The 24,740-nt window shown below is 59.5% G+C and carries 20 protein-coding genes; 12 read left to right on the top strand and 8 right to left on the bottom strand.

The features are described 5' to 3' along the window. Positions 1 to 87: 87 nt before the first annotated feature. The gene (locus KUIN1_RS00105; protein ID WP_003401462.1) at positions 88 to 1,113 is read right to left on the bottom strand and encodes a LysM peptidoglycan-binding domain-containing protein; all 1,026 of its coding nucleotides are present in this window, start codon (positions 1,111 to 1,113) and stop codon (positions 88 to 90) included. Between the two features lie 125 nt (positions 1,114 to 1,238). Here KUIN1_RS00105 and def point away from each other — a divergent pair, with 125 nt between their 5' ends. The 5 genes from def to KUIN1_RS00080 all read left to right on the top strand — a co-directional run bounded on the left by def (position 1,239) and on the right by KUIN1_RS00080 (position 7,975). Then, complete coding sequence (gene def / locus KUIN1_RS00100; protein ID WP_003401459.1) at positions 1,239 to 1,745, top strand: peptide deformylase; 507 nt, start codon at positions 1,239 to 1,241, stop codon at positions 1,743 to 1,745. 53 nt (positions 1,746 to 1,798) lie between these two features. Then, positions 1,799 to 2,743, top strand: coding sequence for a methionyl-tRNA formyltransferase (gene fmt / locus KUIN1_RS00095; RefSeq protein WP_004403438.1), 945 nt, complete (start codon positions 1,799 to 1,801; stop codon positions 2,741 to 2,743). After that, positions 2,740 to 4,086, top strand: coding sequence for a 16S rRNA (cytosine(967)-C(5))-methyltransferase RsmB (gene rsmB / locus KUIN1_RS00090; RefSeq protein WP_152091754.1), 1,347 nt, complete (start codon positions 2,740 to 2,742; stop codon positions 4,084 to 4,086). The genes fmt and rsmB overlap by 4 nt, the downstream gene beginning before the upstream one ends. Beyond that, positions 4,083 to 5,456, top strand: coding sequence for a Trk system potassium transporter TrkA (gene trkA, locus KUIN1_RS00085; RefSeq protein WP_024659693.1), 1,374 nt, complete (start codon positions 4,083 to 4,085; stop codon positions 5,454 to 5,456). The genes rsmB and trkA overlap by 4 nt, the downstream gene beginning before the upstream one ends. Positions 5,457 to 5,611: 155 nt before the next feature. Beyond that, the gene (locus KUIN1_RS00080; RefSeq protein WP_103713005.1) at positions 5,612 to 7,975 is read left to right on the top strand and encodes an FdhF/YdeP family oxidoreductase; all 2,364 of its coding nucleotides are present in this window, start codon (positions 5,612 to 5,614) and stop codon (positions 7,973 to 7,975) included. A 220-nt stretch (positions 7,976 to 8,195) separates the two neighbouring features. Here the strand turns inward: KUIN1_RS00080 and KUIN1_RS00070 are convergent, their stop codons facing one another. Next, the gene (locus KUIN1_RS00070; RefSeq protein WP_003401447.1) at positions 8,196 to 9,083 is read right to left on the bottom strand and encodes a lysophospholipid acyltransferase; all 888 of its coding nucleotides are present in this window, start codon (positions 9,081 to 9,083) and stop codon (positions 8,196 to 8,198) included. A gap of 38 nt (positions 9,084 to 9,121) precedes the next feature. Next, positions 9,122 to 9,673 carry a DNA-3-methyladenine glycosylase I gene (locus KUIN1_RS00065; RefSeq protein WP_011266129.1) on the bottom strand — a complete coding sequence of 184 codons (552 nt, stop codon included), beginning with the start codon at positions 9,671 to 9,673 and terminating at the stop codon, positions 9,122 to 9,124. An 80-nt stretch (positions 9,674 to 9,753) separates the two neighbouring features. Between KUIN1_RS00065 and glyQ the strand changes: the two genes are divergently transcribed. From glyQ to KUIN1_RS00045, 4 genes are all read left to right on the top strand, one after another. Beyond that, a complete protein-coding gene (gene glyQ / locus KUIN1_RS00060) occupies positions 9,754 to 10,701 on the top strand; it encodes a glycine--tRNA ligase subunit alpha (RefSeq protein ID WP_002551326.1) in 948 nt (315 codons plus the stop codon). After that, on the top strand, positions 10,698 to 12,752 hold the full coding sequence (gene glyS / locus KUIN1_RS00055) for a glycine--tRNA ligase subunit beta (protein WP_003401442.1): 2,055 nt from the start codon (positions 10,698 to 10,700) through the stop codon (positions 12,750 to 12,752). The genes glyQ and glyS overlap by 4 nt, the downstream gene beginning before the upstream one ends. A 12-nt stretch (positions 12,753 to 12,764) precedes the next feature. Next, positions 12,765 to 13,307, top strand: coding sequence for a D-glycero-beta-D-manno-heptose 1,7-bisphosphate 7-phosphatase (gene gmhB / locus KUIN1_RS00050; RefSeq protein ID WP_003401440.1), 543 nt, complete (start codon positions 12,765 to 12,767; stop codon positions 13,305 to 13,307). A gap of 65 nt (positions 13,308 to 13,372) precedes the next feature. Further along, positions 13,373 to 14,143 carry a lysophospholipid acyltransferase family protein gene (locus KUIN1_RS00045; protein ID WP_011266128.1) on the top strand — a complete coding sequence of 257 codons (771 nt, stop codon included), beginning with the start codon at positions 13,373 to 13,375 and terminating at the stop codon, positions 14,141 to 14,143. A gap of 140 nt (positions 14,144 to 14,283) precedes the next feature. On the opposite strand, the gene KUIN1_RS00040 is transcribed toward KUIN1_RS00045, so the two are convergent. Next, complete coding sequence (locus tag KUIN1_RS00040) at positions 14,284 to 15,258, bottom strand: helix-turn-helix domain-containing protein (protein WP_058399175.1); 975 nt, start codon at positions 15,256 to 15,258, stop codon at positions 14,284 to 14,286. A gap of 166 nt (positions 15,259 to 15,424) precedes the next feature. On the opposite strand from KUIN1_RS00040, the gene KUIN1_RS00035 reads away from it, so the two are divergent. The 3 genes from KUIN1_RS00035 to KUIN1_RS00025 are packed head-to-tail and all read left to right on the top strand — an operon-like array spanning position 15,425 to position 18,386. Beyond that, positions 15,425 to 16,435 (top strand): nitrilase, encoded by a 1,011-nt coding sequence (locus KUIN1_RS00035; protein ID WP_152091753.1) that lies wholly within the window; start codon positions 15,425 to 15,427, stop codon positions 16,433 to 16,435. Between the two features lies 1 nt (position 16,436). Continuing rightward, entirely contained in the window at positions 16,437 to 17,471 is a 1,035-nt protein-coding gene (locus KUIN1_RS00030) for a phenylacetaldoxime dehydratase family protein (protein ID WP_024642350.1), read from the top strand. Between the two features lie 27 nt (positions 17,472 to 17,498). Beyond that, positions 17,499 to 18,386, top strand: coding sequence for a transporter (locus KUIN1_RS00025; protein ID WP_152091752.1), 888 nt, complete (start codon positions 17,499 to 17,501; stop codon positions 18,384 to 18,386). Between the two features lie 55 nt (positions 18,387 to 18,441). Here KUIN1_RS00025 and gyrB read toward each other — a convergent pair whose 3' ends face one another. The 4 genes from gyrB to dnaA are packed head-to-tail and all read right to left on the bottom strand — an operon-like array spanning position 18,442 to position 24,667. Next, positions 18,442 to 20,859, bottom strand: coding sequence for a DNA topoisomerase (ATP-hydrolyzing) subunit B (gene gyrB, locus KUIN1_RS00020; protein ID WP_003340175.1), 2,418 nt, complete (start codon positions 20,857 to 20,859; stop codon positions 18,442 to 18,444). A gap of 4 nt (positions 20,860 to 20,863) precedes the next feature. After that, the gene (gene recF, locus KUIN1_RS00015) at positions 20,864 to 21,967 is read right to left on the bottom strand and encodes a DNA replication/repair protein RecF (protein WP_011266123.1); all 1,104 of its coding nucleotides are present in this window, start codon (positions 21,965 to 21,967) and stop codon (positions 20,864 to 20,866) included. 22 nt (positions 21,968 to 21,989) lie between these two features. Next, a complete protein-coding gene (dnaN, locus tag KUIN1_RS00010) occupies positions 21,990 to 23,093 on the bottom strand; it encodes a DNA polymerase III subunit beta (protein ID WP_003421522.1) in 1,104 nt (367 codons plus the stop codon). 38 nt (positions 23,094 to 23,131) lie between these two features. Next, a complete protein-coding gene (gene dnaA / locus KUIN1_RS00005) occupies positions 23,132 to 24,667 on the bottom strand; it encodes a chromosomal replication initiator protein DnaA (RefSeq protein ID WP_003401422.1) in 1,536 nt (511 codons plus the stop codon). Positions 24,668 to 24,740: the final 73 nt, after the last annotated feature.

Below are 24,740 nucleotides of genomic sequence, written 5' to 3'. Positions count from 1 at the left end.
GCACAAACCTGTGGATAACTCTGTTGACAACAATTTGATAAGTGTCTGGTTCGTCGCACAATTCCGTGTCAGATCTGAAACATGCGTCTACGGGTTGCGAACCTTGTCCATGATGGCCAAAGATCGGTTGGCTTGCAGGACCAAGGCGTAACTAAGCTTGTCGTAGGTACGGAAAACCATCAGCAGGCCGGCCCGTTCGTCGGGGATCTTTACCTGTTCACCGGTGATCCGGTCGCGCACGGTCTCGCTGGTCTTGTAGATCGCCAGCACGTTGCCCTCGGTCAGGCCGTCGCGTTTGCCCTTGTCGAGCGTGACCACATCCAGCACGCTGACCTGGGTGACGCCGCGTGGCACATCCAGAATCAAACCGTCTATCGGCGCCTGCGGAGCGCTGGGCAGAAACGTCGAGTTGATGGCCCGCTCTTCGCTGCTGAATAAACGATCGCCCAGACGCACTTCCTGTGTGGAGCGCTGCAGAATCAGGGTCGAGACGTCACCCTCGGTGGCAACCACCTCGGCGCTGCCGACGTCATCGGCATTGATCCCCAGCACTTCCTGGGTCTTGGGATCGACGTAGGTCTTGCCCTGACGGAAGATGCCATAGACGCTGTGCGCCGGGTCCAGCGCGCCCCGTGCATAGGCACGATCACCGTTGCCACTGAGCACGCGCTCGGCGTTGCCCGCAACGATGTAGGGGGCTTTTTCGAACTGCTCGGCGCTGTCGACAATCCGATTGTTGATCAGGAAGGCGTTGATCGCGCCCAGCGGAATGCTCGGAATGGCCTCGACCATCGGCGTACTGCGCACCCGCGGTGACAATTTGATGGTGCCACGCGACTGGCCCCGATTGAGCGTCACGCGCGGCTGACCATCGACCCAGGTCAGCGCGAGAGTGTCACCGGGGTAGATCAGGTCAGGATCATGGACTTGCGGATTGGCCCGCCAGATCTCGCGCCATTTCCACGGTTCACGCAAGAACTTGCCGGAAATGTCCCAGAGTGTGTCCCCGGCGACAACGGTGTAGCTCTGTGGATAGCCTTCCCTGAGTTGCACTTGCGCCTGCGCAAGACCGCTGGCGGTCAGCAGCAGCAGGGCGAGTAGTGATTTCCTCATGCGGTGAATCCCTTTATCATGTTGCCTCACGCGAACCCTAGAGTCCTGTCCTGGGCTGCCTGCCTTGAACTCCCGGGCCCGGCACCCAACATTGACTTTACCTTAACAGTGCAGCTCTTACGTATATGGCCATTCTAAACATCCTCGAATTTCCCGATTCGCGCCTGCGCACCATCGCCAAACCTGTGGCGATGGTAGACGACGGCATTCGCCAGTTGGTCGACGACATGTTTGAAACCATGTACGAAGCGCCAGGTATTGGCCTGGCCGCGACTCAGGTCAACGTCCACAAGCGCGTGGTCGTCATGGACCTGAGCGAAGACCGTAGCGAACCGATGGTCTTCATCAATCCTGAAATCGAAAAACTGACCGATGAAATGGATCAGTATCAGGAAGGCTGCCTGTCGGTGCCGGGCTTCTACGAGAACGTCGACCGTCCGCAAAAGGTCCGCGTCAAGGCGCTGGACCGTGACGGCAAGCCTTATGAACTGGTTGCCGAGGGCCTGCTCGCCATCTGTATCCAGCATGAATGCGATCACCTGAACGGCAAGCTGTTCGTCGATTACCTTTCCAACCTCAAGCGTGACCGGATCAAGAAGAAGCTCGAAAAGCAGCACAAGCTCAACGCCTGATCCGTCGTTACCCCAAAAGGCCTGAACAGGCCTTTTTTTATAATGAGAACTCCATGACTGAGCCACTGCGCATCGTCTTCGCCGGCACCCCGGAATTTGCCGCCGAACACCTCAAGGCCCTGCTCGACAGCCCTCACCAGATCGTCGCCGTGTACACGCAGCCCGATCGCCCGGCCGGTCGTGGACAAAAGCTGATGCCCAGCCCGGTCAAGCAACTGGCGCTGCAACATGACGTACCGGTCATGCAGCCGCCCACACTGCGCGATCCTGCTGCGCAGGCTGAACTGGCAGCGCTGCAACCCGATTTGATGGTGGTCGTCGCCTACGGCCTGATCCTGCCGCAAGTGGTGCTGGATATTCCGCGCCTGGGCTGCATCAACAGCCATGCGTCGCTGCTGCCGCGCTGGCGCGGTGCGGCGCCGATTCAGCGCGCGGTGCAGGCCGGTGATGCCGAGAGCGGCGTGACCGTGATGCGCATGGAAGCAGGGCTGGACACCGGGCCGATGCTGCTCAAGGCGGTCACCCCGATTACCGCGCAGGACACGGGCGGCACGCTGCATGATCGCCTGGCCGAACTCGGTCCGCCTGCTGTGTTGCAGGCCATTGCCGGTCTGGCAGACGGCTCGCTGGTCGGCGAGGTTCAGGATGACAGCCTGGCCAACTACGCCCATAAGCTGAACAAGGACGAAGCGCGCCTGGACTGGACGCGTCCGGCCGATGAGCTTGAACGCCTGGTCCGTGCCTTCAACCCCTGGCCGATCTGTCACAGCACGCTGAACGAAGAAACCCTGAAAGTCCTGGCCGCCGATCTGGCCGAAGGGCAGGGCGCGCCGGGGACGATTCTCGGCGCCAGCAAGGATGGCCTGATCGTCGCCTGCGGGCAGAACGCGCTGCGCCTGACCCGTCTGCAATTGCCGGGCGGCAAGCCGCTGAACTTCACTGACCTGTTCAACAGCCGCCGCGAGAAATTTGCCATCGGCACGGTGCTGGGCCAATGAACCCGCGTCTGGCCGCCGCCAAGGCACTGGCTGCCGTACTCAGCGGCAAGGCCTCGCTGAACAGCTCGTTGCCGACTCAACTGGACAAGGTCGAGGTGCGTGATCGTGGCCTGACGCAGGACCTGGCATTCGGCACCGCGCGCTGGCAGCCGCGTCTGTCGGCATTGGCGGCCAAGCTGCTGCAGAAGCCCTTCAAGGCCGCCGACGCCGACGTTGAAGCCTTGTTGCTGGTCGGCCTTTATCAGCTTTTCTACAGCCGCATTCCGGCCCATGCTGCGATTGGCGAAACCGTGGGCTGCGCCGACAAATTGAAAAAGCCGTGGGCCAAAGGCTTGCTCAACGCCGTGCTGCGCAATGCGCAACGTGACGGCGAGGCGCTGCTGATCGAGCTGGAACACGACCCGGTGGTGCGTACCGCCCACCCGCGCTGGCTGCAGAAAGCCCTGAAAGCCGCCTGGCCGGAACAGTGGGAAGCCATCTGCGCGGCCAACAATGCGCACCCGCCAATGATCTTGCGCGTCAACCGACGCCATAACCGTCGCGATCAATACCTCGAACTGCTCGACACTGCCGGCCTGCAAGCCAGCGCGTGCACCTTCAGCCAGGACGGCATCGTCCTCGCCGAGCCGTGCGATGTGCGCTCGCTGCCCGGTTTTGCCGAAGGCTGGATCAGCGTGCAGGATGAAGCCGCGCAGCTGGCCGCCGACCTGCTGGAACTGGCCCCCGGGCAACGGGTACTCGATGCCTGCTGCGCGCCGGGCGGCAAGACCTGCCATTTGCTCGAAGTACAGCCGCAACTGGACGGCGTGGTGGCGGTGGATCTGGAAGCCAAGCGTCTGGTGCGCGTGCGTGAAAACCTCGATCGCCTGGGGCTGGATGCCGAGCTGATTGCCGCCGACGCCCGCGAGACAGCGCAGTGGTGGGACGGCAAACCGTTCCAGCGCATCCTGCTCGACGCACCGTGCTCGGCGACCGGCGTGATTCGTCGGCATCCGGACATCAAACTGACTCGTCAGGCAGACGACATCGCCGCGCTGGCTGCCTTGCAGGGCGAGCTGCTTGATGCGTTGTGGCCTACGCTGCAGGTAGGCGGCATGCTGGTGTACGCGACCTGCTCGACACTGCCGACCGAAAACACCGACGTCATCGAGGCGTTTCTGGCGCGGACCTCCGGGGCCAGAGAGCTGGACATCGCCGGGCAGGCCGGACAGCCGCCCGCGGGTATCAAGCAAGCCCATGGTCGCCAGCTGCTGGCCCAGCAAGGCGGCCACGACGGTTTCTACTACGCCAAACTGATCAAGATCGCGGATCAAGATCGCGGCGGCGCGGGAGTAAGCGCGTGAAAATCATCATTCTGGGTGCAGGTCAGGTAGGCGGTACGCTGGCCGAGCATCTGGCGGGCGAAGCCAACGACATCACCGTGGTCGACACTGACGGCGACCGGTTGCGCGATCTGGGCGACCGCCTGGACATCCGCACCGTGCAGGGCAAGGGCTCCTACCCGGCGGTGTTGCGTCAGGCCGGCGCGGACGACGCCGACATGCTGGTCGCGGTGACCAGCAGCGACGAAGCCAACATGATTGCCTGTCAGGTGGCCCATACGCTGTTCCATACGCCGACCAAGATCGCGCGCATCCGTGAAGCGGCGTACCTGACACGCGCAGGCCTGTTCGATAAAAACGCGATCCCGGTCGACGTGCTGATCAGTCCGGAGCAGGTCGTCACCAACTACATCAAGCGTCTGATCGAGTACCCCGGTGCGCTGCAGGTGATCGACTTCGCCGAAGGCAAAGCGCAACTGGTCGCGGTCAAAGCCTACTACGGCGGCGCGCTGGTCGGTCAGCCGCTGCGCCAGCTAAGAGCGCACATGCCGAATGTCGAAACGCGCATCGCGGCGATCTATCGTCGTGACCGGGCAATACTGCCGCATGGCGACACGGTCATCGAGGCCGACGACGAGGTGTTCTTCATCGCCGCCAAGGCTGACATTCGCGCCGTGATGGGCGAGCTGCGGCGCCTGGACGAGAACTACAAACGTATCGTCATCGCCGGCGGCGGCAACATCGGCGAGCGTCTGGCTGAAGCCATCGAAAGCCGCTATCAGGTGAAGATCATCGAAGTGAGCCCGGCGCGCTGCCGCTATCTGTCGGAACACCTGGACAGCACGGTGGTGCTGCAGGGCAGCTCATCGGACCGCGACCTGCTGCTGGAAGAAAACATCGGCAACACCGACCTGTTCCTGGCGCTGACCAACGACGATGAAGCCAACATCATGTCGTCGCTGCTGGCCAAGCGTCTGGGCGCACGCAAGGTGATGACGCTGATCAATAACCCGGCCTACGTCGACCTGGTGCAGGGTGGCGAAATCGACGTTGCGGTCAGCCCGCAACTGGCAACCATCGGCACGCTGCTGGCCCACGTGCGCCGCGGTGATATCGTCAGCGTGCATTCGCTGCGACGCGGTGCAGCCGAAGCCATCGAGATCGTCGCTCACGGCGACTCGAAATCCAGCAAGGTCGTCAGCCGTGCGATCAAGGACATCAACCTGCCGACCGGTACGGCAATCGGCGCAGTGATCCGCGACGAACAAGTGCTCATTGCCCATGACATCACGGTGATCGAATCCGGTGACCATGTGATCATGTTCCTTGTGGACAAGAAGTGCATTCGCGATGTCGAGCGGCTGTTTCAGGTCGGCCTGAGCTTTTTCTGAACCGCTGCTGAACAGGGCATGACCCTGACTGAACCTCTTGCCGACGCGCCCTGTCGGCAACGCTCGTCGACTCGGGCGAATTCTCTCTGAGCCCGTGTTATCTCAGACACACGAGCTTCATGCCTTCACGGGCTTTACGAGAGAGAACACACCCCATGTCCGAATCGGAAAACTCCCAGGCCCCGCTTCAGGGATCACAGACCGACGGCACGCCGGCAGGTGGCTGGGCCGCGCTCAGTGCGGTCAACAAGCACCTGTTGCACCAGCATGTGCTGATCAAGGGCAACCGCACGCTGATGTCCATGAACAAGCCTGGAGGCTTCGACTGCCCCAGCTGCTCCTGGCCGGACCCGAAAAAGCCGCACACCTTTGAATACTGCGAGAACGGTGCCAAGGCACTGGCCTGGGAATCGACCAAGAAACGCGTGACTCCTGAGTTCTTCGCCCGGCACACGGTCAGCGAACTGGCGACCTGGAGCGATCATGACCTGGAAGCAGAAGGCCGTATTACCGAGCCGATGCGCTACGACGCCGCCACTGACAAATACCTGCCGGTCACCTGGGACGAGGCATTCGCCGAGATCGGCGAAGAGCTGCGCGGCCTGAGCGACCCGTGGAAGCTGGAGCTGTACACCTCAGGGCGCACATCGAACGAAGCCGCCTTTCTGTATCAGCTGTTTGGCCGGATGTACGGCATGGCCAACTTCCCTGACTGCTCGAACATGTGCCATGAGACCACCACCGCGGCGCTGCCCGAGTCGATCGGGGTTGGCAAAGGCACCACGACGCTGGAGGATTTCGAGAGCGCCGACGCGATTTTCATCATCGGCCAGAACCCCGGGACCAACAGCCCGCGCATGATGTCCGAGCTGCACGCCGCCGCGCGCCGGGGCGCGAGCATCATCTCGTTCAACCCGCTGCGGGAGAGGGCGCTGGTACGTTTTGCGGCGCCGCAGGACCCGCGCGACATGCTCAGTCTGCATGGGGTGGAAATCAGCTCGCAGTACCATCAGGTCAGGATCGGCGGCGACATGATCGCCCTGCAAGGCGTTTGCAAGGCCGTGATCGAAGCCGACGACGTGGCGCAGCGTGAACACCTGCCACGTGTACTCGATGTGGCGTTCATTGAAGAACACACCCATGGCTTCGAGCAGTACGCCGATTACTGCCGACAGTTGCCCTGGGACATCATCGAGCGCCATTCGGGCCTGACGCGTCAGGCCATCGAAGAGGTGGCGGCGGTCTATAAGCGCTCGAAGGGGGTCATCTGCTGCTGGGGAATGGGCATCACTCAGCACAAGCGCGGCGGTGACGCCATGCAGCAGATCATCAACCTGCTGCTGTTGCGCGGCAACATCGGCAAGCTTGGTGCGGGGGCGTGTCCGGTGCGTGGGCATTCCAACGTACAGGGCGACAGGACGATGGGCATCTACGAAAAGGCCGGCGAACCGTTTCTGGCCAGCATGAGCAAGGTGTTCGGTTTCGAGGCGTCCAGAAAAAAAGGTCACGCTGTGGCCGAGACCTGCGAAGCCCTGTTGCGTGGCGAGGTGGAAGCGCTGATTTCCATGGGCGGTAATTTTTTCCGTGCCATTCCGGACACCTATGTGATCTGCCCGACCGTCAGCCGTCTGAAAATGACGGTGCTGGTCAACACCAAGCTCAACCGCAGCGCGACAGTCCATGGTCAGAAGGCCTTTCTGCTGCCGTGCGTGGCACGTTCGGAGCGCGACCTGCAGAACGGTGTGGCGCAAACCATTACGGTGGAGGACTCGATGTCGATGGTGCACGGCTCGACCGGCATGCTCGAGCCTGCGTCGAAACATCTGATTTCCGAAGTGGCGATCATTGCCGGTATCGCCAAAGCGACGCTTGCGCCCAATCCCAAGGTGGACTGGGACAGCTATGTGGGTGACTACGCCAGGATTCGCGACAAGATCGAAGAAGTACTGCCCGAGCAGTTTTACGATTTCAATCAGCGCATCCTCGAACCCGGAGGTTTTCGATTGCCCAATGCCGCCAGTGAGCGCAAGTGGGACACCGAGTCGGGCAAGGCCAACTTCCTCTTTCCCGAAGGCATCTACGACGAAGACGACACGCCGCCGGGCGCCGAGCATCTGCAGTTGATGACGATCCGCAGCCATGACCAGTTCAACACCACGGTGTATTCCAACGATGACCGCTATCGGGACATCTTTGGCGACCGCATGGTGGTGATGCTCAACCCGCAGGACATCGAGCGCCTGGGGCTGAAGGCCGGGGACTACATCGAGTTTCAGACGGCGCTCGACCCGACCACCGCGCGGCGTGCAGCGGGTTTCAAGGTCATCCCCTACGACGTGCCGCAGGGATGCTGCGCAGCGTACTACCCGGAGACCAACGGCCTGCTACCACTGGCCAATCGGGATAAACACGGCAACACCCCTGCGGCCAAATCCATCCCGGTGAACCTGGTGCGGATGAGTCCGGAAGGGACTCAGGTGGCGCTGGAGCGACGCGGATTGATTGCGGCCGCCAGTTGAGGGAAACACTATCGTGCCCATGCTCCAGCGTGGGCATGCCGTTCTGGACGCTCTGCGTCCTATCCTGAGAACTGTGGCGCGGCGCAGATTTGTGACGCAGAGCGTCACGCACTGCATTCCCACGCTGGAGCGTGAGGAACGATAGGTGTCTGCAGAAATACTATCGTGCCCATGCTCCAGCGTGGACACGCCGTTGCGGACGCTCCGCGTCCGGTCCTTTCTAGTACCAGCGCGCCTCACCTGGCGGGCGTTTCTTGAAGCGCTTCATGGTCCACATGTACTGGCTCGGGTACGCCCGCACGTATTTCTCGACCACTTTGCTCATCGCCGCTGCCGAGGTTTCGGTGTCGGTGCTGTACATCGCTTCGGGCGCCGCTTCGAGTACCACTTTGTAACCCGAGCCATCCGGCAGGCGCATGGCGTGCAGGAAGACGCCGACTGCCTTGCCGCCTGCCAGCATGTTCGGCACAAACTTGCTGGTCAGGGCCATGGTGCCGCAGAAGGGCACGAAGATACCGGCTGATTCGGCCGGCTCCGGATCGGCCGGAATACCCACCGAGCCGCCTTTGCGCACTTCCTTGATGACACTGAGAATGCCTTCCTTGGTCGACGCCGCCACCCGATTGCCCAACTGCACACGCTGTTTGCGCAACAGGTCGTCCACGGCTTTCAGCTTGGGTGGACGATAGAAAATGATCGGCTTGCACTGGCTGCAGTAGAAGTGATTGAGCACTTCCCAGTTGCCCAGATGACTGGTGATACCGACCACGCCCTTACCGGACGCCAGCGCGTCCTTGAGCACATCGAGCCCTTCGACTTCACGCACCAGGTCGATCGATTTCTGTGCCGGCCAGATCCACGCACAGGCGCTTTCGGTCAGGGTCTTGCCGATGTCCATGAGGCTGCGGCCGACGAGCTTTTCCAGCTCGGGTTCGCTCAACTCGGGGAAGCACTTGGACAGATTGATCCGCGCCACTTCCCGCGAACGGTTGGGCAGCTTCCACATCAGCCAGCCAATCGCGGTGCCTGTCCACTGCACCGCGCGCCACGGCAACAGCGCAAACAATCGCAACGCCCCGACCATTACGGCGCCTTTGAACTTATCCACAGATGACTCCCAGATTCTCGAGGCGGGTAGTGTAACCGTCAGCGGCTCAGGATCGCATACCGATCGCAATCGACAGTGTGGTCCATGACCATGCCGCTGGCCTGCATGTAGGCGTAACAGATGGTCGGCCCGACAAAGGTGAAACCGGCCTTTTTCAATGCCTTGCTCATCGCTTCGGCCTCGGCGGTCATCGCCGGGACTTCGCTGCGATCCTTGAAGTGATTGATCTTCGGAGTACCGCCGACAAACGACCAGAGCAGCGCGACCGGGTCTTCCAGCGCCAGCCAGGCCCGCGCATTGGTGCGCACCGCCTTGAGCTTGAGGCGGTTGCGGATGATGCTCGGATCAAGCATCAGCGCCTCTATTTCGGCATCGCTCAGCTGCGCCAGGCGCTCGACGTCAAAGCCGTGCAGTACTTCGCGATAACGCGCGCGCCGCTTGAGAATCGTGATCCACGACAGCCCGGCCTGGAACCCTTCGAGCAAAAGCAACTCGAAGAGCTTCTGCGCATCGCGCAGCGGCACTCCCCACTCCTGATCGTGATATGCGATGTACAGGGGGTCTTCGTTGCACCAAAAGCAGCGTGTCATAGGGCTCCCAAGGAGTGGACGTGCGGCCGAATCGGGTATACTCCCGCTCTTTGAATCGCAGCCCAGCACAGGTGAAATTTGTGAGCCAGCCTACGCCAGCCGTGCGTACCTTCCAAGACTTGATCCTCGCCCTCCAGCAATACTGGGCAGAACAAGGTTGCGTGGTACTTCAGCCCTACGATATGGAAGTAGGCGCCGGCACGTTCCACACTGCCACGTTTCTGCGCGCCGTAGGCCCGGAAACCTGGAACGCCGCTTACGTACAGCCAAGCCGTCGCCCGACTGACGGCCGTTACGGCGAAAACCCGAACCGCCTGCAGCACTATTACCAGTTTCAGGTGATTCTCAAGCCGAACCCGGACAACTTCCAGGAACTGTACCTGGGCTCGCTCAAGCACATCGGTCTCGATCCGCTGGTGCACGACGTGCGCTTCGTCGAAGACAACTGGGAATCGCCGACGCTGGGCGCCTGGGGTCTGGGCTGGGAGATCTGGCTCAACGGCATGGAAGTCTCGCAGTTCACCTACTTCCAGCAGGTCGGTGGTCTGGAGTGCTACCCGGTTACCGGCGAAATCACCTACGGCCTCGAGCGTCTGGCGATGTACCAGCAGGGCGTGGACTCGGTCTACGATCTGGTCTGGGCTGACGGCCCGTTCGGCAAAGTGACCTACGGCGACGTGTTCCACCAGAACGAAGTGGAGCAGTCGACCTACAACTTCGAACACGCCAACGTCGACAAACTGTTCGAGCTGTTCGACTTCTACGAAAGCGAAGCCGCACGCCTGATCGAGCTGGAGCTGCCATTGCCCGGCTACGAAATGGTCCTCAAGGCCTCGCACACCTTCAACCTGCTGGATGCCCGTCGCGCGATTTCCGTGACGGCGCGTCAGCAATACATTCTGCGCGTGCGCACGCTGGCCCGTTCGGTGGCTCAGGCCTACCTGCAGGCTCGGGCCCGTCTCGGCTTCCCGATGGCGCCGCCCGATCTACGCGATGAAGTGTTGGCCAAGCTGGAGGCAGCGCAATGAGTGCTCAAGATTTTCTGGTCGAACTGGGCACCGAAGAACTGCCACCCAAGACCCTCGTCTCGCTGGCCGATGCGTTTCTCGCCGGTATTGAAAAAGGTCTCGCAGGCGCAGGTCTGACCTACAGCGCCAAACAGGTCTACGCCGCACCGCGTCGTCTGGCCGTGCTGATTACCGCACTGGCCACGCAACAACCGGATCGCAGCGTCAACCTCGACGGCCCACCGCGTCAGGCCGCGTTCGATGCCGACGGCAACCCGACTCAGGCCGCCCTGGGCTTCGCCAAGAAGTGCGGCGTCGACCTGAGCGAAATCGATCAGAGCGGTCCGAAACTGCGTTACAGCCAGACCATCCTCGGCAAGCCGACGACGTCGCTGTTGCCGACCATCGTCGAAGACTCGCTGAACGACCTGCCGATTGCCAAGCGCATGCGCTGGGGTGCTCGCAAGGAAGAGTTCGTGCGGCCGACCCAGTGGCTGGTGATGCTGTTCGGTGATCAGGTGGTGGACTGCACGATCCTCGCCCAGAGCGCGGGTCGTCATTCGCGCGGTCATCGCTTCCATCATCCGCAAGACGTGCGCATTTCTTCGCCTGCCGGTTACCTCAGTGACCTGCGCGCCGCTCATGTACTGGCCGACTTCAACGAACGTCGCCAGATCATCAGCAAGCGCGTCGACGAGCTGGCCACCCAGCAGGAAGGCACCGCCATCGTGCCGCCAAGCCTGCTGGACGAAGTGGCCGGTCTGGTCGAGTGGCCGGTTCCGCTGGTGTGCTCGTTCGAAGAGCGCTTCCTGGAAGTCCCTCAGGAAGCCTTGATTACCACCATGCAGGACAACCAGAAGTATTTCTGCCTGCTGGATGTCGACGGCAAGCTGCTGCCGCGCTTCATCACCGTGGCCAACATCGAGAGCAAGGACCCGGCACAGATCATCGCCGGTAACGAGAAGGTGGTTCGTCCACGCCTGACCGACGCCGAGTTCTTCTTCAAGCAGGACAAGAAGCAGAAGCTCGAAACCTTCAACGATCGCCTGAAGAACGTCGTGTTCCAGGCGCAGTTGGGCAGCGTGTTCGACAAGGCCGAGCGTGTGTCGAAGCTGGCCGCTTACATCGCACCGCGCATCGGCGGCGACGCCCAGCGTGCTGCGCGGGCCGGTCTGCTCTCCAAGTGCGACCTGTCGAGCGAGATGGTCGGCGAGTTTCCGGAAATGCAGGGCATTGCCGGTTACTACTACGCCAAGGCCGACGGCGAGCCGGAAGATGTCGCGCTGGCGCTCAACGAGCAGTACATGCCACGTGGCGCGGGTGCCGAACTGCCGACCACACTGACCGGTGCTGCGGTGGCCATTGCCGACAAGCTCGATACGCTGGTCGGTATCTTCGGTATCGGCATGCTGCCTACCGGCAGCAAGGACCCGTATGCCCTGCGTCGTGCAGCACTGGGCATCCTGCGCATCCTGATCGAGAAGAAGCTCGACCTGAACCTGGTCGAAACGGTGAAATTCGCCGTCGCGCAGTTCGGCGCGAAGATCAAGCCGGCCGGTCTGGCGGAACAGGTTCTCGACTTCATCTTCGATCGTCTGCGTGCGCGTTATGAAGACGAAGGCGTCGACGTGGCGGTGTACCTCTCGGTACGTGCCCTGCAACCGGCTTCGGCGCTGGATTTCGATCAGCGCGTCCAGGCGGTCCAGGCCTTCCGCAAACTGCCACAGGCCGCTGCACTGGCCGCAGTGAACAAGCGTGTATCGAACCTCTTGAGCAAGGCCGAGGGCAGCATTGCCCAGACCGTCGAGCCCAAGTATTTCGACAACGCCAACGAGTTCTCGCTGTACTCGGCCATCCAGCAGGCCGATCACGCGATCCAGCCTATGGCTGCCGAGCGTCAGTACAGCGAATCGCTGGCGCGTCTGGCGATGTTGCGTGAGCCGGTCGATGCGTTCTTCGAAGCCGTGATGGTCAACGCAGAAGACGCCAACGTGCGTGCCAACCGCTATGCCCTGTTGTCGCGTTTGCGCGGCCTGTTCCTCGGCGTCGCCGACATCTCGCTGCTGGGCTGACAAGGAGTCGCTGTGAAACTGCTGATACTCGATCGGGATGGCGTGATCAATCATGACTCCGACACTTACATAAAGTCGGTGGCGGAGTGGCTGCCCATTCCTGGCTCGATCGAAGCTATCGCAGCGCTGAGCAAGGCCGGCTGGACGGTGGCCGTCGCCACCAACCAGTCGGGCATTGCCCGAGGTTATTACGATCTGGCCACTCTGGATGCCATGCACGTGCGCTTGCGCAAGCTGGTGGCAGAGCAGGGCGGCGAGCTCGGTTTGATCGTCTATTGCCCGCATGGGCCAGACGATGGCTGTACCTGCCGCAAGCCCAAACCCGGCATGCTGCGGGCCATCGCCCGTCATTACGCAGCGGACCTCAAAGGTCTCTGGTTCGTGGGCGACAGCAAGGGTGACCTGCAGGCCGCATTGGCCGTCGATTCTCAGCCTGTGCTGGTAATGACCGGCAAAGGCCGCAAGACGATGGAAGGCGGAGTACCGGCAGGCACATTGATTTTTGACGATCTGGCGGCAGTTGCCGCAGAACTTATCCACAACAGCACTCACTGAACAATCAGTTCTTCAGGTTCAGGACGCTCAAGGAGCGGGCACCTGCCCGTACGGTAAACGTAACTATGTCGATCATGCAGGCAATCAGGACCTTCTTCTTTTACCTGTTGCTGGGCACCAGCTCGCTGCTGTGGTGCACGTTGAGTTTTTTCATTGCGCCTTTTCTGCCGTTCAAAGCCCGCTATCGCTTCATCAACGTCTACTGGTGCCGCTGCGCCATCTGGCTGACCAAGGTGTTCCTGAACATCAAGGTTGAAGTAACTGGCGCCGAGAACGTACCGAAAACCCCCTGCGTGATCATCTCCAACCATCAGAGCACCTGGGAGACCTTCTTTCTGTCGGCGTATTTCGAGCCGATGAGTCAGGTCCTCAAGCGTGAACTGCTCTATGTGCCGTTCTTTGGCTGGGCGATGGCAATGCTGCGCCCGATCGCCATCGACCGCGAAAACCCGAAAGCCGCACTCAGGGAGATTGCCAAGAAGGGCGACGAGTTGCTCAAGGACGGCGTCTGGGTATTGATCTTCCCGGAGGGCACACGCGTGCCTTACGGCCAGGTCGGCAAATTCTCACGCGGTGGAACTGCACTGGCAGTGAACGCCGACCTGCCCGTGCTGCCTGTCGCGCACAACGCAGGCAAGTACTGGCCTCGCGACGGCTGGGCAAAAAAGCCAGGCACCATTCAAGTGGTGATCGGCGAGCCGATGTATGCAGAAGGCACAGGCCCACGTGCCATTGCTGCGTTGAATGAGCGTGTGCAGGCCTGGAATGAAGACACACAACGCGCAATGGGTTCGCCTGTCGAGCCTGCAGCCACCCCCGAAAAAGTCCCGGCGTGATTTTGTGGATAACCTGTGTACGGTTTTTCTGAAATCGCTGAAAAAGGCTGTCTAACCTGTTAATTCGTATACATATTTTTTCAGGCTATAAAAACCGGAAAAACGTGCATAAGTTTTGATGATGTATCAGAAACCGACCTTTAAGAGGTCGGTTTTTTTATGCGCGGGGTTTGCGAAGTTTCAAGCCGATATTCCCTTGCAGGCGCTCCGAAGCGCTGGCGGAAGACTCTGCTGAAGTAAGCGACATCACTGAATCCCCAACGCCAAGCGATCTCGCTGATCTGTCGATTGGCGAGTAATGGCTCGCGCAGATCACTGGCGCAGCGTTGTAGCCGGGAGCCCAACAGGTAGCGCCCGAACGAGGTCTGTTCATCCTGAAACAGGCTGCTGACATAGCGCGTGCTGACTCCGAATCGGGCGCTGACATTGGCCAGAGACAGTTTTGTATCTGCCAGGTTGGCCTGAATATGGTCCTTGATGCGCAGCAGTAAGCCACTGCGTCTCGAACCTTGTGCCTGCCCTTTGACTCTTTCGGACAAAGCCATTGCCAACAAGTCCAGCCCTTGCTCGGTTATCCGCGCCTGCTGCGATTCGCCTACCCGGTTCTCGAGTGCAGCGAGACCGGTAAAAAAGTCGAAGACCAGTCCATTGAGCGGGTTATCGCGAGACATGGATAAAGCGGTCAGATACTCCAGATTGCACAGGCGCTGCTGCAGACTGTTGCGCGGGATTTGCACCACGGTCTGACTGAACGCACTGTCGAAGTGCAGTCGGTAAGGGCGACGAGTGTCGTAGATAGCAAAGTCGCCGACCTCCAATATCGCTTCGCGTCCCTCCTGAGAAACCTGCGCCCGGCCTTCAAGCGCCAGACTCACCAATACGAACTCGTCGTCACTGCGCGAAATACTCGAGGTATCTCGAACGACCGTCTGCTCGCAGGCCTGTACTTCAACCAAGCCAAGCCCTGCGACGCTATGCGAGCGCAAACGACCCTGGAAGTTTTGTCGATCCGGGAAGGCACATTCCAATGGCACGAAAGTACTGCACACCACTTCCTGCCAGAACTCTGCCCGTTCCCGCACGACAATGCTGTTGGTATCGAAATAGATGCTCATCGCGTTCAACCTGCACTTCGATGCGTCGAGCCAATCGCCATGCAAGTCTGAAACCATCCCTGTCAGCCTATCCCTTCCAGTCAAAAAGCCGTTCCTTTTCGTCCTAATACCGTCGTCAGGAAAGCTCATAGCCTGTGGCCATCCAACAGCCATTCGAGTTTTGACGATGAAAGACCCTCTGAAAGTCGCCTGTGTGCAAGCTGCGCCCGTGTTCCTGGATCTGGACGCCACCGTAGACAAGACCATAACCCTGATGGAGCAGGCGGCAGCCGCCGGAGCCGGTCTGATTGCATTCCCGGAAACGTGGATTCCGGGCTATCCGTGGTTCTTGTGGCTCGACGCACCGGCCTGGAACATGCCGTTGGTGCAGCGTTATCACCAGCAGTCTCTGGTGCTGGAGAGTGTTCAGGCCCGACGTATCAGCGATGCGGCTCGCCATCTCGGTCTCTATGTGGTGCTCGGTTACAGCGAGCGCAACAACGCGTCGCTGTATATCGGTCAGTGGATCATCGACGATCACGGTGAAACGGTTGGCGTGCGTCGCAAGCTCAAGGCTACTCATGTGGAACGTACGATGTTTGGCGAAGGCGACGGGGCATCATTGCGTACCTTTGAAACCCCTGTCGGTGTTCTCGGTGCGCTTTGCTGCTGGGAGCACCTGCAACCGCTTTCCAAGTACGCCATGTACGCACAGAACGAACAGATTCACGTAGCGGCCTGGCCAAGCTTCAGCCTGTACCGCAACGCCACGAGCGCCCTGGGCCCCGAGGTCAATACTGCGGCTTCGCGGGTTTATGCCGCAGAAGGGCAATGCTTCGTCCTCGCACCCTGTGCAATCGTTTCCCCTGAAATGATCGAAATGCTTTGCGACAGTGATGCCAAACGCAGCCTGCTGCAGGCCGGTGGCGGACACGCACGGATTTTCGGTCCGGACGGAAGTGATCTGGCGACCCCATTGAGCGAACATGAGGAAGGTCTGCTCTACGCAACACTTGATCCAGCCGCATTGACCTTCGCCAAAGTAGCAGCCGGCCCGGCTGGACATTACTCACGTCCCGACGTGACTCGTCTGATGTTCAATCCCAATCCCGCTCCATGTGTAGTCGATCTGCCAGGCCTGCCGATCAGCAGCGAGTCCATCGAGCTGCTTCGGCCTGACATCGCGCTGGAGGTGTGACATGCACTCAGCGATTCCTGAACATCTGCGCAAGCCACGTGAGCTGAACAGCAATCTGCCCGAGGGCTATCAACCACCTTTTCCTGCATGGTCCGCGCGTTTCGATCCGCTGGCAGGGCAGGTGGTGATGGCTTATTTCGGCGTCCAATCCCTGCATCCGGTAGGTCTGCCAGAACTGGCAGCGATAACCGCTCGGTTTGATAGCGACTCAGGCCCGCGGTATTGGGACAGCGCATGTTGCGTGGACGCCGATGGTTTCCATACCTGCATAGCCATCGCTTACTGGCACGACGTGGACGCTTTCAATCAGTGGCGAAACAGCTCGGGGTTCTTGCGCTGGTGGCAGGATCCGGCTCGTGAAACAGGGCCGCTGGGATGGTTCCTAGAGGTCGTTTGCCCCAGCACCGAGCGTTTCGAAACATTGTTTTCCGCCCCGGATGTGCCCGAAGGTGTTACTCACCTGGCCACTCACATGAGTGAGCCTATTCAGGAACACGCGTACTGGGGCAGTTCCCGCGACCGTATCCCTTTTGCCCAGACTGATGCACTGGCAGGTAGCAGCAATCCTTCAAGTGCGGACGTGCTGCGTGCCGGCAGGGTGCGTATGTCCGGTCGCGACAACCTGTGCCTGATTCGCTCCGGGCAGGACTGGAGCAGCACCACCGGACAGGAACGCGATCTGTACCTGAACGACATACAGCCCGTGCTGCAGACCGGCATGACGTTTCTGCGCGACGAAGGCGCCACCGTCGGCTGCCTGAGCTGTCGCTTCATGCAAGCGCTGGACAACGAGAGCGGCGAGCCTTTGGAGAAGAGCTTCGGCCTCGCCTGGTTCGATCACCTGAGCAACCTGGAGCGTTGGGCAAAGACCCATCCCACTCATGTGGCGATCTTCGGCGGCTTCATGCAGTACGTACAGACCCTCAACTTCCAGGTCCAGTTACGCCTCTACCATGAGATCGCGGTGATCCCCCGTGAGGCCCAGTATTTCGAATACCTCAATTGCCACCCCGGCAGCGGCTTGCTGAGCCGCTGACACGCATTAATCCTTGAGGAAACAGATATGCAAAGACTCAACCTGGTTGCTCGTTCAGTGCTGGCCAGCTCTACCATGCTGTGTTGGTCGACCGTGACTCATGCCCTGGAAATCACCGCAGGCGATTATGAGACGCTGCCTGTCGGCATGAACGCTTTGCTGGTTTATGCACAACACGCTGAAAGCTCGGACTTTTACAGCAACGGTCACAAAGTCTCGGACGATTTTCGACTCAAGACCGATGTCAGCCTGCTTCGCTATATCCACTCGTTTGCGCTGAGCAACAACGCGGTGATAGAGCCACAGTTCATCCTGCCTTATGGACATCTGAAGGCTGGTGGTGAGGCAAGCGCGCTTGGCCAGACCACCGGCGCCGGAGATCTGATTCTCGGCGCACCGGTAAAGTGGACCTTAGCCACTGCAAATAAGGATGTCTTTTCCGTGGCGCCTTACCTTTATTTGCCTACCGGCAGTTACGAAAACGACGACACACTCAACCTGGGTGAAAACCGCTGGCGTCTTTTGCTGCAAGCAGCCTACATCCATCACTTCAATGCCAGATGGGCTCTGGACACCGCTGCGGATGTCTCATGGTTCAGCGATAACGATGATTACGGTTCAGGCAGTGACACATTGGCACAGAAGACCCGCTACGAATATCAGGCTTACCTGAGCTACAACGTTTCGCCGCAAACCCGGTTTGCCGTTGGTGGAGGCCATATTGATGGCGGAGAAAACCGGGTGGGTGGCGTCAATCAAGACGATCAACTGAGCACTACCTACCTGCGTGTGAGTGCCACTCACATGCTGACCCCGTCGATTCAGGTCCAGGCCGTACTCGGCAGGGATGTAGAAGTGGAGGAGGGCTTCCGGGAAAAGTCCCGCTTGAATCTGCGACTGGCGAAACTGTTTTAGAGCACAAACAAAAACCCCGGCTTTCGCCGGGGTTGATGTTTTGATCATACGCTCATCAGAAGTCCAGGTTGGACACGGCCAGCGCATTGCTCTCGATGAAGTCACGGCGAGGCTCGACCGCATCACCCATGAGGGTGTTGAAGATCTGGTCAGCGCCGATGGCATCTTCGATGGTGACTTTCAGCATGCGGCGCACACTCGGGTCCATGGTGGTTTCCCACAGCTGGTCCGGGTTCATCTCACCCAGACCTTTGTAGCGCTGGATGGTGTGGCGCTTGGTGCTTTCGGCCATCAACCAGGCGAGGGCTTCCTTGAACTCGTTGACGGGCTTCTTGCGCTCGCCACGTTGCACGTAGGCACCTTCTTCCAGAAGCGTGCTGATCTGCGCCCCCAGAGCGGTAACGGTCTTGTAGTCGTTGCTGCCGAAGAAGTCGCGGTTGAAGGTGACGTAGTTCGACAGGCCGTGGGAGATCAGTTCGACCTCTGGCAGCCAGACGTTACGTTCACGGTCTTCACGCAGGCTGGCCTTGTAGACCAGACCTGACTTCTCGCCGGTGCGCAGACGCGCGTCGAACAGTGCCAGCCAGGCTTGCATGCCCTCGTGATCCGACAGTTGTTCGAGCGTGATCGGCGGCAGGTAGACGAAGTGCTCGGTCAGTTCCTGTGGGTACAGACGCGACAGGCGCTTGAGCGTCTTCATGACCATGCGGAAGTCGTTGACCAGCTTCTCCAGTGCGGTACCGGAGATACCCGGCGCCGATTCGCTGAGGTGCAGGCTGGCGTCTTCAAGGGCCGACTGGGTCATGTATTCTTCCATGGCCTCGTCGTCCTTGATGTACTGCTCCTGCTTGCCTTTCTTGACCTTGTACAGCGGCGGCTGAGCGATGTAGATGTAGCCACGCTCGATCAGCTCGGGCAACTGACGGAAGAAGAAGGTCAGCAGCAGGGTACGGATGTGCGAGCCGTCGACGTCAGCATCGGTCATGATGATGATGTTGTGATAACGCAACTTGTCGATGTTGTACTCTTCACGGCCAATACCGCAGCCCAGCGCAGTGATCAAGGTGCCCACTTCCTGCGAAGAGATCATCTTGTCGAAACGCGCTTTTTCAACGTTCAGGATCTTGCCCTTGAGCGGCAGGATGGCCTGGGTTCTACGATTACGCCCCTGCTTGGCTGATCCGCCAGCAGAGTCCCCTTCCACCAGGTACAGTTCGGAAAGGGCAGGGTCCTTCTCCTGGCAGTCCGCCAGTTTGCCCGGCAAGCCGGCGATATCCAGCGCGCCTTTACGACGAGTCATCTCACGCGCCTTGCGCGCAGCTTCACGGGCACGGGCAGCGTCGATCATCTTGCCGACAACCGCTTTGGCTTCGTTCGGGTTTTCCAACAGGAAGTCGGAGAAGTACTTGCCCATTTCCTGTTCGACAGCCGTTTTGACTTCGGACGAAACCAGCTTGTCCTTGGTCTGCGAGCTGAACTTCGGATCAGGCACCTTGACCGAAATGATCGCCGTCAGACCTTCACGCGCATCATCGCCAGTGGTCGCGACCTTGTGCTTCTTGGCCAGACCTTCCTGCTCGATGTAGTTGTTCAGGTTACGCGTCAGCGCAGAGCGGAAGCCCACCAGGTGAGTACCGCCATCACGCTGTGGAATGTTGTTGGTGAAGCACAGCAGGTTCTCGTTGAAGCTATCGTTCCACTGCAGAGCAATCTCGACACCGATGCCATCATCACGCTGGATGTTGAAGTGGAACACTTCGTTGACCGGCGTTTTGTTGGTGTTCAGGTACTCGACGAATGCACGCAGACCGCCTTCGTATTTGAACAATTCTTCCTTACCGCTGCGCTCATCCTTGAGGACAATGCCGACACCGGAGTTCAGGAAGGACAGTTCACGAATCCGCTTGGCCAGGATGTCCCAGCTAAAGTGGATGTTCTTGAACGTTTCAGCGGAAGGCTTGAAGTGGATCTGAGTGCCTGTGCTGTCACTTTCACCGACTATCTTCATCGGCTCCTGTGGAACACCATGAACATAGGTCTGTTCCCAGATCTTGCCGCTACGACGAACCGTCAGTAACAGAAGCTCTGAAAGGGCGTTAACCACAGAGACACCTACACCGTGCAAACCACCGGATACTTTGTAGGAGTTATCATCGAACTTACCGCCAGCGTGGAGCACGGTCATGATGACCTCGGCTGCCGACACGCCTTCTTCTTTATGCACGTCTACCGGAATACCGCGGCCGTTGTCGCGCACGGTGATAGATTCGTCTGGGTGGATGATGATGCTGATGTCGTCGCAATGGCCTGCCAATGCTTCGTCGATCGAGTTATCAACCACCTCGAACACCATGTGGTGCAGACCGCTGCCATCGTCTGTATCACCGATGTACATTCCGGGACGCTTGCGTACGGCATCAAGTCCTTTCAGCACTTTAATGCTGGACGAGTCGTACGTTTGGTTTTCGCTCATGCAATCACTCCCGATGGTCGTGGGTCTGGGTGATACGGCCTTGTTCCACGTGGAACAAAGCGACTGGCGTTTCCGTCTGCCAGCCTTCCCTCAAAAATTCTTGATCTACACAGGTGATAAACACCTGGCAGCGTAATTCTTCCAGCAAGCGGCAAAGCGCGCGTCGATGGTTGTCATCCAGTTCGGAGGGCAAATCATCTACCAGGTAAATACACTGGCCTCGACGGACCTGGCTGACCAGATGTCCCTGAGCAATACGCAGTGCGCAGACCACCAGCTTTTGCTGACCGCGAGACAGAATATCTGCCGCATTATGCGCGCCTAATCTAAGGCGCAGGTCAGCTCGCTGTGGTCCGGCCTGGGTGTGGCCCATTTGCTGATCGCGGTGGATGGAAGAGGCGAGCACTGTACTTAGCTCTTTTTCCTTGTCCCATCCTCGGTAGTAGCTCAGGGTCAAACCTTCAAGCTCAACAAGTTCGCTCAAAGTCTGTTCAAAGACTGGCTTCAATGCCTTGATATAAGCCCGGCGGAACTCGTCGATCTCGTCACTTGCCGAGCACAGCTCACGGTCCCATGCCGCCTGTGAAGCGGCGTCAAGTGTACCATGCCGAAGCCACGAGTTTCGCTGCTTGAGGGCCTTCTGCAGGCGCTGCCACGTGGCCATAAAGCGAGGTTCCACGTGGAACACTCCCCAATCCAGAAACTGCCTGCGTATCTTCGGCGCACCTTCGAGCAATCGGAAGCTGTCGGGGTTGATGAGCTGCAGTGGCAGAATTTCTGCAAGCTGCGCAGCGCTTCTGGCGTTCTGCCCATCGATACGAATCTGGAACTCGCCTTGGCGGTCGCGTGAAACACCCAGATTGCTGTGTCCACCTTGTGCAAGATCGACCTGACCGAAGACGGTGCAGGAAGGCTGCTCGTACTGAATGACGGGCAGCAGGCGACTGCTGCGGAACGAGCGAGCAATGCCCAGCAGATGGATAGCTTCCAGCACGCTGGTTTTGCCACTGCCGTTTGCGCCGTAGAGGATATTGATACGCGGGGAGGGGGAGAGGGTCACCGGGTGCAGATTGCGCACCCCGGTGACCGAGACGCGACTAAGAGACATCTAGGTTGCGCTGGACATGAAGTTACAGACGCATCGGCATGACAACGTAGGCGGAGTCGTCGTTATCGGACTCTTGCACTAGGGCGCTGCTATTGGAGTCAGACAGAATCAGGCGCACCTGTTCGGTGGTCATGACGCCCAGCACGTCGAGCAAGTAGCTCACGTTGAAACCAATCTCCAACGAGTCACCGTTGTACTCGACGCTGATTTCTTCTTCTGCTTCTTCCTGCTCAGGGTTGTTGGCCTGAATCTTCAATTGACCGCTGGCCAGTTGCAGACGGATGCCGCGGTACTTCTCGTTGGACAGAATCGCCGTGCGGCTGAACGCCTCACGCAGTGCCTGACGATCACCGAGCACCAGCTTGTCACCACCTTTAGGCAGCACACGCTCGTAATCCGGGAACTTGCCATCGACCAGCTTGGAGGTGAAGGTGAATTCGCCAGTGGTCGCACGGATGTGATGCTGACCCAGAACGATGCTGACCGTGCCGTCCTGTTCGGTCAGCAGGCGCGCCATTTCAAGAATACCTTTGCGTGGAACGATCACCTGATGCCGATCGGCGTGTTCGATATCGGCAGACATCGAGCACATGGCCAGGCGGTGGCCGTCGGTGGCAACCGCACGCAAGATACCGGCACTCACTTCAAGCAGCATGCCGTTGAGATAGTAACGAACGTCCTGCTGGGCCATCGCAAAGCTGGTGCGCTCGATCAAGCGGCGCAGTTTGCTCTGCACCAGAGTGAACGTCAGCGAACCCGGGCCTTCTTCGACGGTAGGGAAATCATTGGCAGGCAGAGTCGACAGGGTGAACCGGCTACGACCGGCCTTGACGATCAGTTTCGAATCATCGAGCTTGATGTCGATCAGCGCGTCATTGGACAGGCTTTTGCAAATGTCCATGAGCTTGCGCGCAGGAACCGTGATTTCCCCAGGTTCGGCGGGCTCTTCCAGCTGGACGCGGCCAACCAGTTCGACTTCCAGATCCGTACCGGTCAGCGACAGTTGCTGACCTTCGACGACCAGGAGCACATTGGAAAGAACCGGCAAGGTCTGGCGGCGTTCGACGACGCCGGCGACCAATTGCAGGGGTTTCAACAGGGCTTCGCGTTGAATGGTGAAATGCATGGTCTAGTCCCTTGCCTTGATGAGCTGCACTGGCGTTATCACGTAGTCAGAGTGCGCAGCAGGTTCTTGTAGTCCTCGCGGATATCCGCATCGGATTCCTTGAGCTCGTTGATCTTTCGGCATGCGTGCAAGACAGTCGTGTGGTCACGGCCACCAAACACATCACCGATTTCCGGAAGACTGTGGTTGGTGAGTTCCTTGGAGAGCGCCATCGCGACCTGGCGAGGCCGGGCGACAGAGCGGGAACGACGCTTGGACAACAGATCGGAGATCTTGATCTTGTAGTACTCGGCGACGGTGCGCTGAATGTTATCCACACTGACCAGCTTGTCCTGCAACGCCAGCAAGTCCTTCAGCGACTCGCGAATCAACTCGATGGTGATGTCGCGGCCCATGAAGTGCGAGTGAGCGATGACGCGCTTGAGCGCACCTTCCAGCTCACGGACGTTGGAGCGAATTCGCTGGGCAATGAAGAACGCTGCGTCATGAGGCAGATCGACCTTGGCCTGATCTGCTTTCTTCATGAGGATCGCGACGCGGGTTTCCAGCTCGGGAGGCTCGACGGCAACCGTCAGGCCCCAGCCGAAACGCGATTTGAGTCGCTCTTCAAGGCCTTCGATTTCCTTGGGATAGCGGTCGCTGGTCAGAATGACCTGCTGTCCGCCTTCCAGCAGCGCGTTGAACGTGTGGAAAAACTCTTCCTGCGAACGTTCCTTGCGGGCAAAAAACTGGATGTCGTCGATCAGCAGCGCATCGACTGAACGGTAGAAGCGCTTGAACTCGTTGATTGCATTGAGCTGCAAGGCCTTGACCATGTCTGCAACGAAGCGCTCCGAATGCAGGTACACGACCTTGGCGTTCGGGTTCTTCTTCAGCAGGTGGTTACCCACCGCATGCATCAAGTGAGTTTTACCAAGACCGACGCCGCCATAAAGGAACAGCGGGTTGTAGCCATGCTTGGGGTTGTCGGCAACCTGCCAGGCCGCAGCGCGTGCCAGCTGGTTGGACTTACCCTCGACGAAATTTTCGAACGTGAACGTACGGTTCAGGTAACTGGTGTGCTTGAGCGCACCTTCTACCTGGACGGTACGTTGTTCAGCGCGGGCGGGCGCTTGTTGCGAGCTGGCACCCGCCATCGGATCGAAGCTGTCACGCGACGGTTCGTCGTGTGTTGCAACGTTCTGAACCGGTGCAGGCGTCGCTACAGCAGCAGCTGGAGCAGCCGTGGCAGGAGCCGGGGCCGAGACGCTGCTGACCGAATTGGCAGACAGCGCCTGTGAGGCTGCAGCGGCCAAGGGTGCATTCGGGGCAGCACGCGGTGCTGAGCTGCGCTTGCTTCCTATTAATAAGGAAAGAGCAGGGGCCATGCCTTGACCGTGTTCGCCGAGAAGCTCGAGCAGACGACCAAGGTACTTTTCGTTGACCCAGTCGAGAACAAAACGATTGGGTGCGTACACACGCAACTCGTCGCCTTCGGCTTCGACCTGTAGCGGACGGATCCAAGTGTTGAATTGCTGGGCAGGCAGCTCATCGCGCAAAAGCTCCACGCACTGCTGCCAAAGTTCCACTGACACGGATATCCCCTGAGTTGAAAGCCGGTGAGGCAAAAACAGCCGCCATTGTAACGACCCAGAGGCGACTTATCCA

This window comes from Pseudomonas sp. KUIN-1, from assembly GCF_009176725.1.
GTDB classification, from domain to species: domain Bacteria; phylum Pseudomonadota; class Gammaproteobacteria; order Pseudomonadales; family Pseudomonadaceae; genus Aquipseudomonas; species Aquipseudomonas fragariae.
This window is presented reverse-complemented; position numbering and strand designations above follow the sequence as displayed.

What these genes read in the sequence shown, in the direction of transcription:
- KUIN1_RS00105 (WP_003401462.1), bottom strand. Translation starts at nt 1,113, where the DNA reads ATGAGGAAATCACTACTCGCCCTGCTGCTGCTGACCGCCAGCGGTCTT.
- def (WP_003401459.1), top strand. Translation starts at nt 1,239, where the DNA reads ATGGCCATTCTAAACATCCTCGAATTTCCCGATTCGCGCCTGCGCACC.
- fmt (WP_004403438.1), top strand. Translation starts at nt 1,799, where the DNA reads ATGACTGAGCCACTGCGCATCGTCTTCGCCGGCACCCCGGAATTTGCC.
- rsmB (WP_152091754.1), top strand. Translation starts at nt 2,740, where the DNA reads ATGAACCCGCGTCTGGCCGCCGCCAAGGCACTGGCTGCCGTACTCAGC.
- KUIN1_RS00080 (WP_103713005.1), top strand. Translation starts at nt 5,612, where the DNA reads ATGTCCGAATCGGAAAACTCCCAGGCCCCGCTTCAGGGATCACAGACC.
- KUIN1_RS00065 (WP_011266129.1), bottom strand. Translation starts at nt 9,673, where the DNA reads ATGACACGCTGCTTTTGGTGCAACGAAGACCCCCTGTACATCGCATAT.
- glyS (WP_003401442.1), top strand. Translation starts at nt 10,698, where the DNA reads ATGAGTGCTCAAGATTTTCTGGTCGAACTGGGCACCGAAGAACTGCCA.
- KUIN1_RS00045 (WP_011266128.1), top strand. Translation starts at nt 13,373, where the DNA reads ATGTCGATCATGCAGGCAATCAGGACCTTCTTCTTTTACCTGTTGCTG.
- KUIN1_RS00040 (WP_058399175.1), bottom strand. Translation starts at nt 15,258, where the DNA reads ATGAGCATCTATTTCGATACCAACAGCATTGTCGTGCGGGAACGGGCA.
- KUIN1_RS00035 (WP_152091753.1), top strand. Translation starts at nt 15,425, where the DNA reads ATGAAAGACCCTCTGAAAGTCGCCTGTGTGCAAGCTGCGCCCGTGTTC.
- KUIN1_RS00030 (WP_024642350.1), top strand. Translation starts at nt 16,437, where the DNA reads ATGCACTCAGCGATTCCTGAACATCTGCGCAAGCCACGTGAGCTGAAC.
- KUIN1_RS00025 (WP_152091752.1), top strand. Translation starts at nt 17,499, where the DNA reads ATGCAAAGACTCAACCTGGTTGCTCGTTCAGTGCTGGCCAGCTCTACC.
- gyrB (WP_003340175.1), bottom strand. Translation starts at nt 20,859, where the DNA reads ATGAGCGAAAACCAAACGTACGACTCGTCCAGCATTAAAGTGCTGAAA.
- recF (WP_011266123.1), bottom strand. Translation starts at nt 21,967, where the DNA reads ATGTCTCTTAGTCGCGTCTCGGTCACCGGGGTGCGCAATCTGCACCCG.
- dnaN (WP_003421522.1), bottom strand. Translation starts at nt 23,093, where the DNA reads ATGCATTTCACCATTCAACGCGAAGCCCTGTTGAAACCCCTGCAATTG.